The organism is Thermus amyloliquefaciens (assembly GCF_000744885.1).
GTDB lineage: Bacteria > Deinococcota > Deinococci > Deinococcales > Thermaceae > Thermus > Thermus amyloliquefaciens.
Genome location: NZ_JQMV01000003.1, coordinates 229,623 through 247,563 on the forward strand (window position 1 = coordinate 229,623; position 17,941 = coordinate 247,563).

General features: G+C 65.3%; 14 protein-coding genes and 1 tRNA gene. 8 read left to right on the plus strand and 7 right to left on the minus strand.

The features are described 5' to 3' along the window. Positions 1 to 47 precede the first annotated feature (47 nt). Positions 48 to 2,120, minus strand: a complete 2,073-nt coding sequence (locus tag BS74_RS01610) for a S8 family serine peptidase (RefSeq protein ID WP_038055454.1) — start codon at positions 2,118 to 2,120, stop codon at positions 48 to 50. Positions 2,121 to 2,129: 9 nt separating this feature from the next. Continuing rightward, positions 2,130 to 3,866, minus strand: a complete 1,737-nt coding sequence (locus BS74_RS01615) for a carboxypeptidase-like regulatory domain-containing protein (protein ID WP_038055456.1) — start codon at positions 3,864 to 3,866, stop codon at positions 2,130 to 2,132. A 196-nt stretch (positions 3,867 to 4,062) separates the two neighbouring features. Between BS74_RS01615 and BS74_RS01620 the strand changes: the two genes are divergently transcribed. The 4 genes from BS74_RS01620 to carA are packed head-to-tail and all read left to right on the plus strand — an operon-like array spanning position 4,063 to position 8,364. Next, positions 4,063 to 5,271, plus strand: a complete 1,209-nt coding sequence (locus BS74_RS01620) for an argininosuccinate synthase (RefSeq protein ID WP_038055458.1) — start codon at positions 4,063 to 4,065, stop codon at positions 5,269 to 5,271. After that, positions 5,261 to 6,649: an argininosuccinate lyase gene (argH, locus tag BS74_RS01625; RefSeq protein WP_038055460.1), complete on the plus strand. Its 1,389-nt coding sequence runs from the start codon at positions 5,261 to 5,263 to the stop codon at positions 6,647 to 6,649. The genes BS74_RS01620 and argH overlap by 11 nt, the downstream gene beginning before the upstream one ends. After that, the gene (locus BS74_RS01630; protein WP_038055462.1) at positions 6,642 to 7,184 is read left to right on the plus strand and encodes an N-acetyltransferase; all 543 of its coding nucleotides are present in this window, start codon (positions 6,642 to 6,644) and stop codon (positions 7,182 to 7,184) included. Before argH ends, BS74_RS01630 begins: the two co-directional genes overlap by 8 nt. Before the next feature lie 10 nt (positions 7,185 to 7,194). Then, the gene (carA, locus tag BS74_RS01635) at positions 7,195 to 8,364 is read left to right on the plus strand and encodes a glutamine-hydrolyzing carbamoyl-phosphate synthase small subunit (RefSeq protein WP_425427234.1); all 1,170 of its coding nucleotides are present in this window, start codon (positions 7,195 to 7,197) and stop codon (positions 8,362 to 8,364) included. A gap of 68 nt (positions 8,365 to 8,432) precedes the next feature. On the opposite strand, the gene BS74_RS01640 is transcribed toward carA, so the two are convergent. The 3 genes from BS74_RS01640 to BS74_RS01650 all read right to left on the minus strand — a co-directional run bounded on the left by BS74_RS01640 (position 8,433) and on the right by BS74_RS01650 (position 12,823). Beyond that, positions 8,433 to 10,064: a formate--tetrahydrofolate ligase gene (locus BS74_RS01640; protein ID WP_038055466.1), complete on the minus strand. Its 1,632-nt coding sequence runs from the start codon at positions 10,062 to 10,064 to the stop codon at positions 8,433 to 8,435. A gap of 25 nt (positions 10,065 to 10,089) precedes the next feature. Further along, complete coding sequence (locus BS74_RS01645; protein ID WP_051946710.1) at positions 10,090 to 11,670, minus strand: IS200/IS605 family accessory protein TnpB-related protein; 1,581 nt, start codon at positions 11,668 to 11,670, stop codon at positions 10,090 to 10,092. 214 nt (positions 11,671 to 11,884) lie between these two features. Beyond that, positions 11,885 to 12,823, minus strand: coding sequence for a threonine/serine dehydratase family protein (locus BS74_RS01650; protein WP_038055469.1), 939 nt, complete (start codon positions 12,821 to 12,823; stop codon positions 11,885 to 11,887). A 136-nt stretch (positions 12,824 to 12,959) separates the two neighbouring features. Here BS74_RS01650 and secG point away from each other — a divergent pair, with 136 nt between their 5' ends. Next, on the plus strand, positions 12,960 to 13,187 hold the full coding sequence (secG, locus tag BS74_RS01655) for a preprotein translocase subunit SecG (RefSeq protein ID WP_038055471.1): 228 nt from the start codon (positions 12,960 to 12,962) through the stop codon (positions 13,185 to 13,187). A gap of 36 nt (positions 13,188 to 13,223) precedes the next feature. Further along, positions 13,224 to 13,299 (plus strand) — tRNA-Ala (locus BS74_RS01660). A 34-nt stretch (positions 13,300 to 13,333) separates the two neighbouring features. Here BS74_RS01660 and BS74_RS01665 read toward each other — a convergent pair. Both BS74_RS01665 and BS74_RS01670 read right to left on the minus strand, forming a co-directional pair. Next, positions 13,334 to 14,440, minus strand: a complete 1,107-nt coding sequence (locus BS74_RS01665) for an LptF/LptG family permease (RefSeq protein ID WP_038055473.1) — start codon at positions 14,438 to 14,440, stop codon at positions 13,334 to 13,336. 797 nt (positions 14,441 to 15,237) lie between these two features. Next, complete coding sequence (locus BS74_RS01670) at positions 15,238 to 15,873, minus strand: hypothetical protein (RefSeq protein ID WP_038055477.1); 636 nt, start codon at positions 15,871 to 15,873, stop codon at positions 15,238 to 15,240. Positions 15,874 to 15,937: 64 nt separating this feature from the next. Here BS74_RS01670 and BS74_RS01675 point away from each other — a divergent pair, with 64 nt between their 5' ends. Together BS74_RS01675 and BS74_RS01680 are read left to right on the plus strand one after the other, a co-directional pair. Beyond that, complete coding sequence (locus BS74_RS01675; RefSeq protein WP_038055479.1) at positions 15,938 to 17,377, plus strand: O-antigen ligase family protein; 1,440 nt, start codon at positions 15,938 to 15,940, stop codon at positions 17,375 to 17,377. After that, on the plus strand, positions 17,374 to 17,787 hold the full coding sequence (locus tag BS74_RS01680; RefSeq protein ID WP_038055481.1) for a hypothetical protein: 414 nt from the start codon (positions 17,374 to 17,376) through the stop codon (positions 17,785 to 17,787). Before BS74_RS01675 ends, BS74_RS01680 begins: the two co-directional genes overlap by 4 nt. Positions 17,788 to 17,941 lie beyond the last annotated feature (154 nt).

Here is a 17,941-nt window from a genome sequence, read left to right on the forward strand (position 1 = left end):
AAGGTACTACCCCGGCCAGGCACGCCTGGCCGGGGCTTGGTTTTTGCCTAGTTGGTCTTCGCCAGCTCCAGGCGGTACTTGTTGAAGGGGCTGTTATCCGAGGCCGCGGGATCCGAGGCGATGGTGTAGCTGGTCACCACCAGGTAGTAGGTGCCGCTTGCGGGCAGGGTAAAGGTGATTTCCGAGTCGGTGATCTGCCCCGGCACCAGGTCGTCGTTTTCCGCCAAGACGTTCCCCGAGGCATCCAGGAGGAAGAGGTAGGAGTCCAAGGTGCCACCAAGGCTGGACTTGGCATAGACCCGTGCCCGGATCTCGTCACCCGCGGTCCCGGTGAAGGCGAAGAAGTCAAAGTCCCTAGGCTGGCCGAAGATGTAGGCCAGCTGGGTGGTGGTTCCATAGGCGATGGGCGTGGCCTGGGATGGGTTGTCGTTGGGCTCGTAGGGGTCGGTGGGGTTGAGGTTGACCTCGGCGGCGTTCAGGCGCACCAGCTTAAAGTCTGGGCTGCCCGCATGGGAACCGGAGGTGGCCACGAGGGTGCCCACGAAGGTGCCCCGCTCCTCAGGGAGCCCGCCGGTAAGGGAGAGGTCAGCCCCGGCCACGTAGATGTCGTACTCTCCAGGGGCGATCTCGTAGAACCAGGCCTCCCCGTTCAGGTCGGTGCGGGCCCAGTAGACGGGGGTGGGGTCGGTGGCGTCCCCGGGCCGCAAGCCTTTCCCGCGCAGGATCACGTCCGCCAGGAGGCCGGGGAAGAGCCCGTTTTCGTTGAAGTACTCCACCTTCACCTGCACCACCGAGCCCTTGGGGGGCAAAGCGGCGCAGCCCCGGCGGAGCAGGTCGGCCAGGTTGCCGGCGTTCAGGTGGCCCCAGCCCTTTTCCCGGGAGAAGGTCCTTTCCCAGGTGGTGCTTTCCAGTGCCCGGCGCACCTGGTAGGGGGTAGCCCCCGGGCAGGCGGCTTTGACCAGAGCGGCAGCGGCGGCGGTGTAGGGCCCAGAGAAGGAGGTGCCGGAGATGAGGCCGTAGCCCCCTCCCAACCAGGTGGGGTTGGCGAGAAGCACATCCAAGCCGGGAGCGGCGCTGGACACGTGGCGGCCGAAGGTGGAGAAGTCGGTTTTGTTACGGTTGCCGTCTGCCGCTACCGAGGCGATGATGCCGGGATACCCAGCAGGAGTGCGCACCTCGTCCTTGGAGGAGTTGCCCGCGCTGGCCACCACCACCACGCCGTTGGCCAGGGCGTAGTCAAAGGCTTCCTTCACCAGGTTCCCGTAGCCAAGGCCCCCCCAGGAGTTGTTGAGCACCTGGGCCCCATTGTTCACCGCCCAAACGATGCCCCGAGCCACGTAGAAGTCGCCCACGTAGTTCGGCTGGAAGATGGCCACGGGGAGGAACTTGGTCTTGGGGGCGAGGCCGGCGATGCCCTGGCCATCGCGGGGGGCGCTCACGGTGGAGGCCACGAAGGTGCCGTGGTAGGTATTGGCAGGGTCGTTGGCGGTGGCGAAGGTCACCCAGGCGGCAGGGTCTGTGAAGACGGTGTCGTTCACGGGGTCGTAAGCCTTGCCCGCCCAGTTGGCGGCCAGGTCAGGGTGCGTCACATCCGCGGGGTCGTCAATGATGGCCACCGTGACCCCTTCCCCTTCAAAGCCCAGGTCCCAGGCCCGCTTGGCGTTTAGGTGGCGGGGGTCCAGGGCGTACTGAGGGAGGGCATCCAGGATTTGATCCGAGGGGTTTGCCAAGGGCAAAAGGCTATCGGCACGGCCTCGAGGGGCCTCCACAGGTTCGTCCTTAGGCGGGGTGACTTGGGCGAAATGGGGTTCGGCGTAGCGCACCCCCCGCGCACCCTTTAGGGCCCGGCTGGCCTTGAGGGCGTCCCCTGGGACTTGTAGCAAGGCCGCCTTGAGTTCGGGGATGCGGGCTAGCTCCTTGGCGCCGAGCTTCCTTACGGCTTCTTGAAGGGCGGCCTCATCCTGGTAGCCCACCACCACCTGCCCCTGGAAGTGGCGGACGCCCTCGGAGGTAACCATCACCCCGGGTTCCTTCGGGGAGCGGGTCTGGGCAGGGGGTTGGGAGCAAGCGCCCAGCAGGGCGGCGAGGCCGAGAGCAAGGGTCAAGTGTAACGCCTTCATCTTCCCTCCTTACTGCCCCGTGGTGAAGTCAAAGACCTGGGTTTCGGGGCGGCTGATGCGGATGAAGGATGTGGAGCTGGGCCAGGTCTGGACGCTGTAGGCCGAGATGCGGTAGCCCTCTTGGGGGTTGTACTTGTAGGCGTAGCTGACATAAAGTTGCCAAGCGTAGGTGCGGAGGGCTTGCAGGGTGGGGAGCTGGGCCAGGCCGTCAAAGTTGTAGGGCAGGGTGACGGTGCCCTGGGTCACGTCCACAGGGATGAGATTGGGCTTGCTGGGATCGTACACGCCTGCAGTGTCGGTGAAGATCACCAAGTCATCCACAACGGGGTGGTACCCGTAGACCACCGCTTCCCCGTCCGGGATGTCGTTGTCCGGGGTACCGAACTCCACCAGGAGGTTGTACCCGGCCAGGGTCTGCCAGGCCACGCTGTCCCCGGTGAGGTTGTCCCAGAGGACCAGGTTGTAGGCCGCTCCGTCCGCGCCGATGCTGAGCTGGGGGTGGCCGAAGGTGAAGTCGGGCGTCAGGGAAACCCCCGTGCTTTCGTCCTCCGGGCTCATGAGGGGGGCGAAGAAGGGAGGCAAGGGCGTGGTGGCGCTGGGGGTGCTTTCCGCCCGGTTGGCCCCCCGGGCCACCACCCGGTAGTAGTAGGTTTGCCCGGGCGTGAGGTCGGGGGAAGCGTCGCGGAAGAAGAAGGGGCGGTTGAAGGGATTGCTGGGGCAGCTGGCGCTCTGGCCTCCTCCCACGGAGCCCACCCTTTCCCAGTTCGCGCCATCCGTGGAGCGTTCGATGTCAAAGGCAAAGGGGGTGGGGTTGGCGCTGGAGTAGCACCAGCGCACCTCCACGTAGAGGTTGCTCCCCGCTGGCGCTGCCTCGGGGTCTAGGGTGAGCTCGCCCATCGTTCCCTTAGCCACCGGCACGGTGAGCTTGGCTGGGGCTTTGGCCTCGTAGAAACCCACGGCACGGGTGAGGGTAATGGCGGTGGCGGCTACGTTCGTGGGGGCACTCACGGCGTTGCCCTGAGCGGGGTTGGTGTTCACGAAGGTGAGGGGGATGAGGTAGTGGCTCCGGTTTTGGTTGAAGTCATAGGCCACCACCTCCAGGTACACCATCTCCCCGCTGGCGCTGCCGAAGCCGGCCACGTTGCTTCCAGAGAGGGTCTGGTTTCCCGTGTCCTCCGTATCCGTGAAAATGCGGCGGCTCCAGGTGGCGCTGTTGGTGATAAAGGCGGAACCCGGGGTGCGGCCTAGGGCCACGTAGATGTAGCGCATGGGCCGGACGTAGTCCTTGGAGGTGTCCACTTGGACCCGGAAGGGGATGGTGTTGGTGAAGGTCTGGCCCGTGAGGGGCTGGGTGCCGTCTTGGGTGATGATCAGGGTGGGAGGCGTGGTGGTGGCGGTGGCGTCAAAGGCAGGCTTCTGGATGAGGGTCACCGAGGCCATTTCCGGCACCCGGATGCCCTCCATGACGCTGCCCGCCATGCCGGGCTTCTGGGCCTCGAGGCGGTAGGTGTCCGGGGCTAACCCGCTGAATGAGAAGGACCCGTTGGCGTCTGATTGGGTGGTGGCTACTAGGGTTCCTGCCCGGTACAACTTGATGGTGCTACCCGCAACCGGGGCCCCCGCGTACTCGCTCACCACGATGCCAGAAAGGGTATGAATGGCTGAGGGGTCGCTTTCGGGGGAGCAGCCAGTCAGGGCTAAAAGGGTGGCGGCAAGCAAGGTACTAAGAGCGCGAGCAAGCCTCATAGGGCCTCCTTTATGGGGTTTTTCAAGTATGTTGCCTGTGGTCCGGATGGCCGATGCCTTTCCATACAGCTTTGCACCTCCTCAGCTGGGGTAACTTCTACATGCAAACTATATAGGGAACACACCCGGGGGCGTCAACACCCGAAGGGGCGTATACTTATACACACCCCCCTTCGGGGGTAGACTAGAGGTCGGCATGAAGATCGTCCTGGCATACTCCGGCGGGTTGGACACCAGCATCATCCTCAAGTGGCTCAAGGAGACCTACGGGGCCGAGGTCATCGCCTTCACCGCGGACATCGGCCAAGGGGAGGAGGTGGAGGAGGCCCGGGAGAAGGCCCTAAGGACCGGGGCCTCCAAGGCCATCGCCCTGGACCTCAAGGAGGAGTTCGTGCGGGACTTCGTCTTCCCCATGTTCCGCGCGGGGGCGGTGTACGAGGGGTACTACCTCCTGGGCACCGCCATCGCCCGTCCCCTCATCGCCAAGCACCTGGTGCGGATTGCGGAGGAGGAGGGGGCCGAGGCCATCGCCCACGGGGCCACGGGCAAGGGCAACGACCAGGTGCGCTTTGAGCTCACCGCCTACGCCCTGAAGCCTGATATCCGGGTCATCGCCCCCTGGCGGGAGTGGAGCTTCCGGGGGCGGCAGGAGATGATTGCCTATGCCGAGGCCCACGGCATCCCCGTGCCCGTGACCCAGGAGAAGCCCTACTCCATGGACGCCAACCTCCTGCATATTTCCTACGAAGGGGGGGTCCTGGAGGACCCCTGGGCCGAGCCCCCCAAGGGGATGTTCCGCATGACCGTGGACCCCGAGGAAGCCCCCGACACCCCCGAGTACGTGGAGGTGGAGTTCTTTGAAGGCGACCCGGTGGCGGTGAACGGGGAGCGCCTTTCCCCCGCCGCCCTCCTCCAGAGGCTCAACGAGATGGGCGGGCGGCACGGGGTGGGCCGGGTGGACATCGTGGAGAACCGTTTTGTAGGCATGAAGTCCCGGGGGGTCTACGAGACCCCGGGGGGGACGATCCTCTACCACGCAAGGCGGGCGGTGGAAAGCCTCACCCTGGACCGGGAGGTCCTGCACCAAAGGGACACGCTCTCCCCCAAGTACGCCGAGCTGGTCTACTACGGCTTCTGGTACGCCCCGGAGCGGGAGGCCCTCCAGGCCTACTTTGACCACGTGGCCCAGGCGGTCACCGGGGTGGCCCGGCTCAAGCTCTACAAGGGGAACGTGTACGTGGTGGGGCGGAAGGCCCCCAAGAGCCTTTACCAGAAGGACCTGGTCTCCTTTGACGAGCTTGGGGGCTACGACCAGAAGGACGCGGAGGGCTTCATCCGCATCCAGGCCCTGCGCCTAAGGGTGCGGGCCATGGCGGAGAGGGGAAAGGGGGAGCATGGCGCATAGGACCTGGGGCGGCCGCTTCGCGGAGGGGCCGGATGTGCTTGCGGCCCGCTTCAACGCCTCCTTGGCCTTTGACCGGGCCCTTTGGCGGGAGGACCTTTGGCAGAACCGGGTGCACGCCCGGATGCTCCAGGAGGTGGGGCTTCTTACCAAGGAGGAGCTAGCGGCCATCCTCGAGGGCCTGGACCGCATCGAGGGGGAGATCCTGGCGGGCACCTTCCCCTGGCGGGAGGAGCTGGAGGACGTGCACATGAACCTGGAGGCCCGCCTCATCGAGCTGGTGGGCCCCCCGGGGGGCAAGCTCCACACCGCCCGGAGCCGCAACGACCAGGTGGCCACCGATCTCCGGCTCTTCCTCCGGGGGGCCTTGGACGAGCTTCTGGCCCTCCTCCACCACCTGCGCCGGGTGCTGGTGGGCGAGGCGGAGAAGCACCTGGAGCCCCTTTACGTCCTCCCCGGCTACACCCACCTGCAAAGGGCCCAGCCCATCTTGCTCTCCCACTGGTTTTTGGCCTACTACGAGATGCTTTCCCGGGATGCCGGAAGGCTAAAGGACGCCCGGGAGCGCCTGAACGAAAGCCCCTTAGGGGCAGCGGCCCTGGCGGGGACGGGCTTTCCCATTGACCGCCACTACACCGCCCGGGAGCTGGGCTTCCATAGGCCCATGCGCAACTCCTTGGATGCGGTGGGAAGCCGCGACTTTGCCCTCGAGGTCCTCTCCGCCCTCAACATCGGCATGCTCCACCTCTCCCGCCTGGCGGAGGAGCTCATCCTCTACAGCACCGAGGAGTTCGGCTTCGTGGAGGTGCCGGACGCCTTCGCCACGGGGAGCTCCATCATGCCCCAGAAGAAGAACCCGGACATCCTGGAGCTCATCCGGGCCAAGGCGGGCCGGGTCTTGGGGGCTTTGGTGGGGCTTTCCACCGTGGTGAAGGGCCTTCCCCTGGCCTACAACAAGGACCTGCAGGAGGACAAGGAGCCCCTTTTGGACGCCCTGGCCACCTACCGGGATAGCCTTAAGCTCCTGGCGGCCCTTCTCCCCGGCCTCAAGTGGCGGCGGGAGAGGATGTGGCAGGCGGCGGAGGAGGGGTATGCCCTGGCCACGGAGCTCGCCGACTACTTGGCGGAGAAGGGGCTTCCCTTCCGGGAGGCCCACCACGTGGTGGGGCGGTTGGTGCGGAGGCTGGTGCAGGAGGGAAGGGCCCTGAAGGACCTGAGCCTGGAGGAGCTCCAGGCCCACCACCCCCTCTTCGCCGAGGACGCCCTGCCCCTCCTCCGCCTGGAGACCGCCATCCACCGCCGGAGGTCCTATGGCGGCACCGCCCCCGAGGCGGTGCGGGAGAGGCTTCTTGAGGCCAAGAAGGAGGTGGGCCTTGACTGAGGCGAAGGGACTGGAGTTTTCCCCGGTGGTCCTGCCGGAGGTGCGCCCCCAGGCGGCGGTGGAGCTCAGGAAGGCCAGGCTTGCCGATGTGGACGCCATCTACTGGCTCATCCGCTACTGGGCGGAGAAGGGGCTCATGCTGGTCCGGAGCCACAGCCACCTCTACGAGAACATCCGCGACTTCCAGGTGCTGGAGGACGAGGACGGGCGGATCGTGGGCACCGTGGCCCTGCACGTGCTCTGGCGGGACCTGGCGGAGATTAGGGGCCTGGCGGTGCACCCCCAGAGGCAGGGCCAGGGCCTCGGGCGCTGGCTGGTCCTGGGGGCGGAGCGGGAGGCCCGGGACCTGGGGCTTCCCCGGGTCTTCGCCTGGACCCTCCAGGTGGGTTTCTTCCGCTCCTTGGGCTACCAGGTCACCACCCGGGAGGCCCTGCCCCCCAAGGTGTGGAGCGAGTGCAACGCCTGCCCCTTCTACGAGAACTGCCGGGAGATTGCCGTCATCAAGGGGCTTTCCCCGGGGCCCTTCGGGGGCTAGAATGGGTGGGATGGTGAGGGAGCGCGCGGTTTTGGTCCTGGAGGACGGCACCGTCTACCACGGCTACGCCTTTGGGGCCCGGGGGAAGACGGTGGGGGAGGTGGTCTTCAACACCGCCCAGACCGGCTACCAGGAGATCATGACCGACCCCAGCTACCATGGGCAGATCGTGGTCATGACCTACCCCCACCAGGGCAACTACGGGGTGAACGTCTACGACATGCAGTCCAACCGCCCCTGGGTGAAGGGCTTCGTGGCCAAGGAGTTCAGCCGCGTGGCTTCCAACCCCAGGGCCCAGCAGACCCTGGGGGAGTTCATGGAGTTCTACGGGGTGGTGGGGATTGAGGGCATCGACACCCGGGCCCTGGTGCGCAAGATCCGCGAAGGTGGGGTGCTCAAGGGCACCATCGCCCATGCCAGCCTTTTCGGGGATCCCAAGCACGCCTTCACCCCGGAGGAGCTGGAGGCCCTGCGCCAGGAGGCCAAGGCCTGGACGGACATTGACGGGCGGGACATGACCCCCGAGGTCTCCACCCCCCTGCCCTACGCCTGGCCCACCCTGAAGTCGGGGCGGCGCATCGTGGTGATGGACTTCGGCATCAAGCACGCCATCGTGGAGAACCTGGCGGCCCAAGGCTTTGAGATCCTGGTGGTGCCGGGCAAGACCCCGGCCAGCCAGATCATGGCCCTCGAGCCCCACGGCCTTTTCATCTCCAACGGCCCCGGGGACCCCTCCATGCCCCGTTACGCCCACGAGACCATCTGGAAGCTCATGGGGCTACTTCCCACCTTCGGCATCTGCCTGGGGCACCAGCTTTTGGCCCTGGCGGCGGGGGGGCGCACCTACAAGATGAAGTTCGGCCACCGCGGGGCCAACCACCCGGTGAAAAACCTCCTCACGGGGAAGATTGAGATCACCAGCCAGAACCACGGCTACGCGGTGGACATCGACTCCCTGAAGGAGTTCAGGCCCACCCACATCAACCTGAACGACGGGACCCTGGAGGGCATGGCCCACGCCCGCTACCCCGTCTTCTCCGTGCAGTACCACCCCGAGGCGGCCCCCGGCCCCCACGACGCCCTCTACCTCTTCCGCCGCTTCCTGGAGGAGGTGGAGGCCTTCCACGGGGTCACGGGGCTTCCCGTGGAGAAGCAAAGGGCGGACGGGCACGGGATCTAAGCCCTAAAAGGGGGGGCCCAGCTTCCCTGGGCGGTTCTTGGGCCCCCGTGGTGGCCACCACGGGGTACTCAGTAGTCCATCCCGCGGATGTTTCCCTCCTCGTCCACGTCGATGGAGAGGGCCTGGGGCACCTTGGGCAGGCCGGGGAGGGTCTCAATCCCCCCCATGTAGACCACCACGAAGCCTGCCCCGAAGCGGCACTTGAGGTCCGTGACCCGCACCCTGAAGCCCTGGGGCCTTCCCCGGAGCTTGGGGTTGTCGGAGAGGGAGGTGGCCGCCTTGGCCATCACCACGGGGAGGGCCTCGCACCCCTCCTTCTTGGCGGCCTTGAGGGCCTTTTTGGCCTCCTCGCTCCACTCCACCCCCTCCGCCCCGTAGACCTTTCGGGCGATGGTTTCCACCTTCTCCTCCAGGGGGGCCTCGAGGGGGTAGAGGGGGCGGTAGGCGTGGGGGAGCTCCAGGGCGCGGAGGACCTGCTCCGCCAGCTCCAAACCCCCCTCCCCGCCCCTGGCGTAGACCTCGCTCACGGCAAAGGGCAGGCCCCGCTCCTCGGCGAAGGCCCGCAGGAGGGCGATCTCCTCGGGGGCGTCCGTGGGGAAGCGGTTTAGGGCGATCACGGGCTTAAAGCCGAAGAGCTCCACGTTTTCCACGTGCTTTTCCAGGTTGGCCAGGCCCCGCTTCAGGGCCTCGAGGTCCGGCATCTCGTAGGCGTCCTGGCCCCCGTGGTAGCGGAGGGCCCGCGCCGTGGCCACCAGCACCACCGCTTCCGGAACCAGGCCCCCTGTGCGGGCCACCACGTTCATGAACTTCTCCATGCCCAAATCCGTGGCGAAGCCCGCCTCCTGCACCACGTAGTCCGCCAGGCCCAGGGCGAAGAGGCTCGCCCTTAGGGAGTTGGTGCCGTGGGCGATGTTGCCAAAAGGCCCCATGTGGACAAAGGCGGGGTTCCCCTCCGCCGTCTGCACCAGGTTGGGGAGGAAGGCCTGCTTTAGGAGGGCGGCCATGGCCCCCACCGCCCCCAGGTCCTCGGCGTAGACGGGCTTGCCCTCGTGGGTGAAGCCCACGCGGATCCTGCCCAGGCGCCGCTTCAGGTCCTTGAAGTCCCGGGCCAGGCTCATGAGGGCCATGACCTCGCTGGCCACGGTGAGCTCAAACCCTCCCTCCCGCGGCACCCCGTGGGCCTTCCCCCCCAGGCCCAGGACGATGTGCCTTAGGGCCCGGTCGTTCATGTCAATCGCCCGCTTGAGCTCAATGCGCCTGGGATCAATCCCCAGGGCGTTTCCCTGGTGGAGGTGGTTGTCCAAGAGGGCGTTCAGGAGGTTCACCGCGCTGGTCACCGCATGGAAGTCCCCGGTGAAGTGGAGGTTGATCTCGTGCCGGGGCTCCACCCGGGCCTTTCCGCCCCCCGTGGCCCCGCCCTTCACCCCGAAGACCGGGCCCAAGGAGGGTTCCCTTAGGGCCAAGGCCGCCTTTTTCCCAAGCCGCCAGAGGGCGTCCACCAGCCCGATGGCCGTGGTGGTCTTGCCCTCCCCCGCCGGGGTGGGGGTGATGGCCGTGACCAGGATCAGCTTGCCCTTGGCCTTGGGGGGTTCCCCCAGGACCTTGGCCATATGGGGGCCGTAGGGGTAGAGCCGGTCCCTGCCTAGGCCCAGCTTCGCCGCCACTTCCTCAATGGGTAAAAGCGCTTCCTTGACGATCACGGGCTAAGCTTACCCCTGGTCAACTCTAGCCACCACTACCCACCTCTTCACGAGGAGATGCCTTCGTGATGGCCGGCCCACCACCAGGATGTGGACCTAAGCCTCCCTTCCACCCCTCCCACGATCCCATGAGGATGGGCTTGAGCGGTGAGAGATCCCTCGGCACTCTTCGCCCGAGAAGGGGAAGGAAGGTGCCTACCCTCAGGGCTCGCCAGGGATTATTGCCCTGGGGGTTCCTTCCATTGGTTGACCCCGTTGGGCTCCCTAGCTCACCCTGTGAGCTCAAAATCATGGCGAGAGCCCCCTTGGTCTCCTTAAGCTCCCGCCCAAGTCTGCGCTTCAGGTAGGGGTTCCTCTCCCGGCGGTATTTGTCTTGAAGCTGCGCTATCCGCTCCCCGTAGAAATGCTGGGCGTGTTGGTGGAAGGAAGTGTCTTGCAAAAGAACCTTTAGACCCTTGGGTATCTCCTCCTTGAACCCCAAGGCCCTCCTGCCAATGACGTAAGCTGCGGCCACGTCCTTGGACAGGGAAAGGAGAGGCGCGTACTTCAGCATCCCGATGGTGGAGGTGTCGCTGGGATTGACCTGTAGGGATTGGACCCCTCTTTTCCTCGCCAGGGTGTGCACCTTCCTGAGGAGGGAGCGGTAGGCGAAGCGATGGGCTTTGCGGCGGAAGTCTTTGCCAGAGCCGTCTCCTCGTCTTCCCTTGGGGAGATACTTGAGCCTCTCCGTGGCGATGGCGACTTCCTCTTCCACGGCAATACCCACCACCTGGTGGGCGATGTTCCAAAGGAGGATTTCCTTGGCTCCTCGGTTAGGAGCTTTATCAACTTCCTCAAGAGAGAGGGTCAGGTACCGCCTCAGGTTCCCATCGGGGTTCACCACCGCTAGGGCTATATGGTATGGGTCTGAGTTGATGTCTAATGCCAAGACGCCTCGGCCCTTGTTAATACTCAAAGGAGGAAGCTCCTCTTCCCATGAGAACGAAGCATAAACCTTTCCCTTTCTCAAGTTGAGCTCCACATTGTAAGGTTCCCCCGCGTATACCCTCCCCAGAAGCTCCTGGAGCCTAGGGTGGGAGGTCTTGACCAGGGCCCAAGCATAACGGTCCACCAGGTTGATACGTAACCAAAGGGCTCCGTCTTGTATTACCAGGCGCAGGTTGAGGTTGCCGCTCTTGGTCTTGTCCCCCCGGGCGTAGAGGTTGCCCTGACGCTTTTCCTTCCATTCCGCCTTCTTCTCCCTGTAAAGGGGCCGGTTGCTCCTTGAGAAACGGGAGAGCTCCCCGTGGAGCTTCCTGCCCCCGAAGACCACCTTGCGGGGGTCTTCCCCCCGTTCCTTCAGGGAGGAGATGAGGCTTTGCGCTTTGAGAAGGGCATCGTCCGCGTAGCGGGTGTTGAGGCCAAACCAGGTGCACAAGAAACCCTCTTCCCGCTTCAAGGTTTTGCGGTCCCAGCCCTCCAACAGGCGGTGGTACGCAGTGCGAAAGGCTGAGGAAAACCGGCGCATGAGGTCTACGGTGTCCTTGTGGTCCTCATGCTTTGGGAAGACCAGGAGGGCTTCTAGGCCGGTGTAGGTCTTGGGTTGCCTCTCAGCTGCTCTACCCATGGGTGTATTGGCTCCAAAACCAAGCTTAGTGTAGCTTGATGGTGGCAAGGGGTCAACGGTTCAGAACCTCCTTCCCAGGGAAGGAAGTCCCGCCCTGGAGGCCCAGGTTCCAAAGCCTTTGCATCAGCTGGGGCAGGGGGATGACCTTGGTCCGCGGGGAAAGCCTTGAAAATACCGCATCGCGATGCCTGATTTTCAAGGGTAAGGCCTTACCTCAAGGCCAGGGGTCAAACGGGCGGTTACCCCCCGAAAGGAGGAGGGCGAGCGTCCCAGGAAGCCTCTCCCCATGCTCCAGCACCGCCGCCAGGGGTAGGGCCCCCGTGGGCTCCACCACCTGCTTGGTGCGGGTGAAAAGAAGGCTTTCGGCTTCCAGGATGGCCTCCTCGCTCACGGTGAGGATGCCGTCCACCTTTTCCCGCAACACGGGAAAGGTGTGCCGCCCCAGGGCCAGGGTCCTGACCCCATCCGCCCGGGTTTTGGGGGCTTCTTTGAGGCGCACGATCTCCCCCTGCTCCAGGCTCCTTCGGGCGTCGTCCGCCCCTTTAGGCTCCACCCCCAGGACCAGGGTGCTGGGCGAGAGGGCCTTCACCGCGGTGGCCACCCCGGCGATGAGTCCGCCCCCACCCACGGGGACCAAGACCGCCTCGGGGAAAACCCCAAGCTTCCCCGCCTGGGCCATGAGCTCGAGGCCCGCCGTTCCCTGCCCGGCCATCACCAGGGGATCGTCGAAGGGATGCACGAAGGCGTAGCCGGTCTCCGCCAGCAAGGCCTTCGCCACCTCCTCCCGGTTTTCCACCCGTACGCCCTGGTCCACCACCTCGGCCCCGTAGGCCCGGGCGGCGGCCTTCTTGTAGGGGCTTGCCTCCTCGGGCATGACGATGAGGGCCTTTACCCCCAGGATCCGGGCGGCGTAGGCCACCCCTTGGGCGTGGTTGCCGCTGCTGACCGCCAGGAGCCCCTTGGGGCTTTCCAGGGCAAGGGCCTTGGAAAGGGCTCCCCGGGCCTTGAAGCTCCCCGTCTTCTGCAGGTGCTCCGCCTTGAGGAGGAGGCGCTTCCCCAAAAGCGCATCCAGGAGCTGGGAGGTGAGGAGAGGGGTGCGGTGGACATAGGGGCGGATGCGCCGGTAGGCGGCGTAGATCTCAGCAAGCTCCACGCCTCTTTATACCCCCCTTGGGGGCCGAGGCATGGGGAAGGGGCCCCCTGGGGGCCTTCGGGCTGGCGCAGGCCGCAAGGGGGTGTCCGGGCCAGGGGTGGACACCCTGCCCTTCCGGGGCTAAAGTGGTAGGGGTATGGACTTTCTCTACACCTTGGTCATCCTCCTTTACTTGGGCGTGGCGGGGCTTTTGGTCTACCTGGTGCTGGTGCAGGAGCCCAAGCAGGGCGCGGGGGACCTCATGGGCGCCTCCGCTGACCTCTTCTCCGCCCGGGGCGTCACCGGCGGGCTTTACCGCATCACCGTGATCCTCGGGGCGGTCTTCGCCGCCTTGGCCCTCTTGATCGGCCTCTGGCCCCGTTGACAAAACCCTTCCCCCTCGGTACCATAGGCGTTGCCTGGGGCCGTGGCGCAGTTGGGAGCGCGCCTCAATGGCATTGAGGAGGTCAGGGGTTCGAATCCCCTCGGCTCCACCAGAAGCCCCCTGGGGAAACCCAGGGGGAAAAGCTTTTAGCGCAGGGCCCTGATCCCCAGAAGGAGGAAGAGGAGGTTGGCTCCCCAGGCTCCCACCTCCGGCGGCAAGGCCCCAATCCCCGCCAGGGAGCGTCCCAGGAAGAAGGTTCCGTAATAGCCCAAGGCCAGCACCACGCTTAGGCCCAGGGCGAGCCCAGTGCTTCGGCCGTACCTCAGGGCCATGGCTGTGGCCAGGAGGACCAGGACCAGGTTGGCCAGGGGCAGGGCCAGCTTGGAGTGGAACTCCAGCCGGGCCCGCCACCTTTCCAGGGGGGCCAAGAAGGGGTCCCGCACCTTGGCCCAAGCCTGGGAGAGGCTATCCTGGCCAAAGCTGAAGGTGTCGGCGTAGTCGGCGATGGCCCGGGCCCGGGAAAGGTCGGACTCCACCTCCAAAACCTCCCCCCGGCTCACCACCCGGAAGACCCTTCGGATCTGGGCCAAAAGGTCCCGGGCGGTCTCCAGGCGCGGCACCTCCTGGAAGTCCACCCGGTAGAAGCGGTAGCCCCTCAGGGTGATCACCCGGTCCTCCCAGCTTCCTCGCTCGGCAAAGAGAAAAGTACCCTCTTCCCCCCGGAAGGAGGCGATGCGCACCCCCACCATCTCCTTGCGCTCCATATCGAAGTCCTCAAAGTAGAGGCTCCGCCCCTGGCCGATGGGGATCTGCAGGCCTTTCAGGCGGAAGAGCCCCGCCCCTTGGGTGTGGATCTCGTCCCACCAGGCGACCCGGACCCTTTCGTTGTAGTGGGGGACCAGCCTCTCCTGGAGGTAGAGGGCAAAAAGGCTCAGCAAGACCCCCACCCAAAGCAGGGGAAGGGCTGCCCGCCAGAGGGGTATCCCACCGGAGAGCAGGGCGAACTGGGCCCCTTCCGCGGAGAGCCTGCCAAAGACCAGGACGGTGGTGGTGACCAAGGCGATGGGGAAGACCTGGACCAGCACCCCGGGCACGTGGTAGGCGAGCCAACGGGCCACCTTGAGGAGGGGCACCCCTTCCAGCCAGCGGGCCCCGGCGTAGAAGAAACCGAAGAGGTAGACGGCGGTGAGGAAGAGGAGGGCTAGGAGGAGGACGGGCAGGCTTTCTTTCAGGATGTGCCGGTAAAGGACCATGGCCTAATAGCGGTAGGACACGAGTTCCCAAGAGCAACCGTTGTGGCGAAACTCTGCTGCTCCCTGGCCCGAGTAGGAGTGGCGAACCCGCGTGAGACGATGGGTTGCCTCCACCGCGTACCGTCCTCGGATGCTTCCGCGGTTTCCCTCCACGAGGACTTCTAAATCGCTCAGCTGGTATTGGAAGTCGGTGTAGAGGGCACTCAAAGAGGAGATGACTGCGGATCTGGTGCTCTCGACCAGGGCGTTGAAAAAGGCCATTAGGGTTTCAGGGGTGGGCGGAACACAGGCGGTATCTGATGTATCACCAACCCCTATTTCTCCCATAGCCCTGTTCGTGGGGGGATTCAGGGTCACGGGAAAGCGGGCTTCCCATGAGAGTACAAGGCGTATCCCTGGCAAGAGCTGTCCTATAGGCAGGTGGGTCCAGCCCAAACCTGCGGCAGCGTGGAGAACCAGCCGCCAACCCTCGTCAGTGGAAGCCATGGGGAGCCAGCTTCCTACCAAAAAGCCCCAGCTGGGTAGCCCTCCTAGGACCCCACCGTAGGCGCCCACTTCCAGGGGAAAAATCGGAAGGGGTTGCCAAGACAAGCGAAAGGAAGTCCGGGAAGCGCCCTGGCATGCGTAGTATTCTGCCCCGTAAGAAAAAGCACCGTTTCGCAGACCAAGGTCGCCACCCCAACCTTGGCATCCCAGGTCGTGTCCTGCCCGCAGGTAGAAGATGGTTTCCGATTGCCCTAGCCCAGGGGAGAACAGAGAGAATCCTAGGATAGCCCATAAGAGTAGCCCATACGGTTTCATGGAGCCCTCCTGATCCAGGCCTCGAGGACCGTCGCATGGGGAGGCAGACGCGTGCTACCCCGCACGTTGTTGCCTGCCAGGTAGAGGTAGAGGCGAGCCTCTTTCCCCTTTCCGCGCAACGTGCCTCTACCGTCGGAGAAAGTAAACTCCCCGAGGACAAGCCCCTGTTTGGTCTTGAGGTTCACCACCATGAGGCTGGCTTCCAATAAGGGCTTTTCTACCCGCACCTCCTCCCGGGCTACCAGGATGTCCTCCTCCAGAAAGAGGAGGCCCTTTTTTACCCACAACCGGGAAAAGAGGGGGTGGTGCAAGGACAGCCCAGAAATGGATACCGTCTGGCGGGGTATGTCCAAGCGCAACTCTTGAGCGTCTAGACGAAATGCATCCGTGAGAAACTCGGCTCGTTTCACAAAAATAAAGCTGTTTTCTTTGTACTCTACAAAGCTGCCTTTGAGCTTCCAAGCTTGCTCGTTGTCGGTGAGGATCCCTCCCTGGGGCAGGGTGGTGACCCCCGTGTCCAGGTTCACCCGCTGGGGGCCGAAGGGCTCCACGCTGAAGGCGGCGAAGCGGGCCCCCAGGGCGGAGGCGAGAAGCAACGCCAAGGCTAGGAACAGTCGGCCATACCCGTTCATGAAGGGTACTTTACCCGATGCTCCTGAGGAGCGGCTTAGGGCTTCCTTGGCGTATAGTGTCCCCGTGCGTTTTTGGCCCCCGGCCTTGGTTCTGGCTCCCCTCTTTCCCCCCTTAGCCCTCTTGGCCCCGCTCTTTCTGGGCCACCTAAGGCGGCTTTCCCCTTGGGCGCTTGGCTTTTTGGGGATCTATGCCCTGTCCGTGATCCTCCCGGCCCTTGGGGCCCCGGAACCCCTCGCCTTCCCCCTGGCCCTGGGCCGGGTCCTCTATGTCCTGGGGCTGGTGGGGGCGGGGGTGGCCCTTTCCCGGCAGGCCGCCACCCCTTCCCAAGCCCTTGGGCCCTTGGGGTATGGGCTTTTCCTCGTCTATGGGAGCGCCTTTTTGGCCTCCTACCTCACCTTCGGGGACAAGGTGGTCCACGAAAGGCTTATGCACCCCTTCCACAACCCCGTGGGCCTGGGGTTCCTGGGGGCTTTAGGGGTGCTTCTTGCCATCTATACCCGCTACCCCTGGCCCTTCCGTCTCCTTCTGGGGCTTTTGGGGGGTGCGGTCTTGTTGCTCACGGGAAGCCGCGGGGGGATGGCGGCCCTCCTCCTGGGGGGATCTGGGGGGCTTCTTTTCCGCGGGCGGGGGCTTTGGGCCCTGGGGCTTGCCGGGTTCCTCCTCTTCGCCGCCGCCTCCCTGGACACCCCCATCTCCGAGCGCTTTTTCCAGGCCCACCTCTCGGGGCGGGAGGGGCTTTGGCTTCGGGCTTATGAGGTCTTCCAGGCCCACCCCTGGACGGGGGTGGGGCCTTATGTGCTGGGGGACTACCTGAAGGGCATCCTTTTCGGGGATTGCTTTCTCTTTACCCTCCTCGAGGCCCGCGGCCTTACCTGCCCCGAGGGGCTTAAGCCCCTGGGGGGGCTTTGGAGCTTTGCCCACAACCACCTCCTCCAGGCCCTGGGGGAAAGCGGCGCCATGGGTGCCGTGGGGCTTCTCCTCCTGGTGGGGGGGTTCCTGGCCGGGGCCTGGGGGGAGGGGCTTCTCTTCTCCCTGATCCTGGCCTTCGTGGCCCTGGGCGTCACGGATAACCCCTTCAGCGTCCCAAGCCCCTTCCGGGGCGAGATCTTCTTCCTCCTGGGGGGGGTGGCCTTGGCCCGGGGAGCCCCGCCCTCCCGCACCCTGGCCTTCGCCGGAGGGGTGGCCCTCCTTTGGGCCTTACCCTTCCTCTACCTGGCCACCCGTCCTCCTGCCCCTCCCCCCAAGCTGGCTTACCTGGCCCTGCCTCGGGAAGGGGTGGGTTTCTTGCGCCTGGTGGGAGGGGAGGGGTATAGGGTCCAGGTGTGGCTTTGCCGGAAGGGTTGCCAGCGCCTGGGGTGGGAGGGGCCTGGGGATAGGCCCATCGCTTTCCCCCTACCCCAAGACCTCCCCCCGGGGGAGTACCGGCTTAAAGTTCTCCTCTTTAGCCAACACCGGCTGGCCCTAAAGCCCCGTTACTCCTTGGAGAAGGAGGTGAGGCGGTGAAGGGGTGGGCCTGGCTTTGGGGCCTGGGGCTTTTTGCCTTAGGGGTTGGCGGGGCCCTTTGGTCCTTGAACCAGGCCTTCCGCTTAGCCCCCCTCACCCAGGAGGCCTGCACCCCAGGGCCCCTTCCCCAGAGGGCCGAGCTATGGGCCAACGGGGTGGTGGAGATCCCCTTGTGCCGGGAGGCGGAGGTGGGGCTCCTCCTGGAGGGCACCCTGGCCCAGGGGAAGGGGCCCTATGCCCTGGTGGTGGAGGGAGGCCGGGTGCTTTGGCAGGGGGAGGTGCGGGGGGTAAGGGAGGTCTGGGTGAGGACCAAGGGGAATGGCACCCTGGTTCTCGCCTTCACCAACGACCTTTACCAGCCCCCCGAGGACCGCAACCTTTTCCTCCGGGCCTTGCGGGTGGTCTATTAGAGGAAGACCAGGGCCAGCACCACCTCGAGGGCGGTGAAGGCCAGCATGGCCTTGTTCAAAGCGGTGTGGATCTCCCTTCGCGTCTCTTTCTGGACGGCCTCCCTCTTTTCCTCAGACCTTCCCTTGCGGGCTCCCGGCTCGGTGTGGGTTTAGC

Coding starts and splice junctions, on each gene's coding strand:
- BS74_RS01610 (WP_038055454.1), bottom strand. CDS start 2,120: ATGAAGGCGTTACACTTGACCCTTGCTCTCGGCCTCGCCGCCCTGCTG.
- secG (WP_038055471.1), top strand. CDS start 12,960: ATGGACTTTCTCTACACCTTGGTCATCCTCCTTTACTTGGGCGTGGCG.
- BS74_RS01615 (WP_038055456.1), bottom strand. CDS start 3,866: ATGAGGCTTGCTCGCGCTCTTAGTACCTTGCTTGCCGCCACCCTTTTA.
- BS74_RS01670 (WP_038055477.1), bottom strand. CDS start 15,873: ATGAACGGGTATGGCCGACTGTTCCTAGCCTTGGCGTTGCTTCTCGCC.
- argH (WP_038055460.1), top strand. CDS start 5,261: ATGGCGCATAGGACCTGGGGCGGCCGCTTCGCGGAGGGGCCGGATGTG.
- BS74_RS01620 (WP_038055458.1), top strand. CDS start 4,063: ATGAAGATCGTCCTGGCATACTCCGGCGGGTTGGACACCAGCATCATC.
- BS74_RS01665 (WP_038055473.1), bottom strand. CDS start 14,440: ATGGTCCTTTACCGGCACATCCTGAAAGAAAGCCTGCCCGTCCTCCTC.
- BS74_RS01645 (WP_051946710.1), bottom strand. CDS start 11,670: ATGGGTAGAGCAGCTGAGAGGCAACCCAAGACCTACACCGGCCTAGAA.
- carA (WP_425427234.1), top strand. CDS start 7,195: ATGGTGAGGGAGCGCGCGGTTTTGGTCCTGGAGGACGGCACCGTCTAC.